Genomic DNA, 863 nt, shown 5'->3' on the forward strand with positions numbered 1-863 from the left:
AGAACCATTCCATCGATACTGTTCTACAGAGTTTCTTTCGTCAATATATTTCCAAGTAAATGCCTTATAGACTGTTCCATCGCTTGAAATTGCGGTGCCATAGGTTTCTTCTTTACTATTCCAAAGTGGATTATCTAAGTAAATGTATAAGTGTCCTTTCCAAACTCCGTTATCATCTTGATGTTCGTGCCCTTGTCCCCAAAGACCAATTTTCGCATCATGATATAACATCCCATCACTGAGTTGATCAGAACCCTTTGGTCTTTGGAAAGAAATATCGCTATATTCGGTTTTTCTGTGATGACAGGCGTGCTATCAGCTTCGTTTTTCAGGGTGTTGGTTTGGATATTTAAGTTTCCACCAGCTTGAATAAAGCCTGCTTTGTTAACAAGGGAAAGGCTTTTTCCGCTGCCAGCCGCATTGGTAAAAGATAAATCACCTTCTGCCATTATGGTGCCAAAATCATTCAACAAAGCCCCATCAACTTGTAAAGCACCATTGCCCTTCACATAAATTAAGCCCGTTTTGTTGTTGGTCACATTGCCCGTCACGCTAAAGACTAAATCCTGCCCCGATGCCAATTGACCGCTATTTCCAAGCTCCCCCGTTTTGATCACGAAATCTCGTGCTGCTAAAACAGAGCTTGCCTTATCCACCATAACGCTTGGGGCAACAAAAAGAATATCTCCAGTCCCACCGCCATCTCTTACGGCTTGTAACCGCGCATTGTGAATATCAAGGGCATTGGTGCTGTTAAAATCTAAACCGCCATAAGTCAATTTACTGTCTGAGACATCAATATGATCTGCAATTAAATACAGCGTTTGCGGCGTGTAAATATGAGAACGATTATTGCTTAAATC

1 pseudogene is annotated in these 863 nt (G+C 41.6%); it reads right to left on the bottom strand.

The window, feature by feature from the left end:
* Positions 1–863 (bottom strand): annotated as a pseudogene (locus tag ACFIM8_RS09175) (filamentous hemagglutinin); the annotation flags it as partial.

Source organism: Bartonella sp. AC535YNZD (assembly GCF_042196625.1).
In the GTDB taxonomy this organism is placed as follows: Bacteria; Pseudomonadota; Alphaproteobacteria; order Rhizobiales; family Rhizobiaceae; genus Bartonella.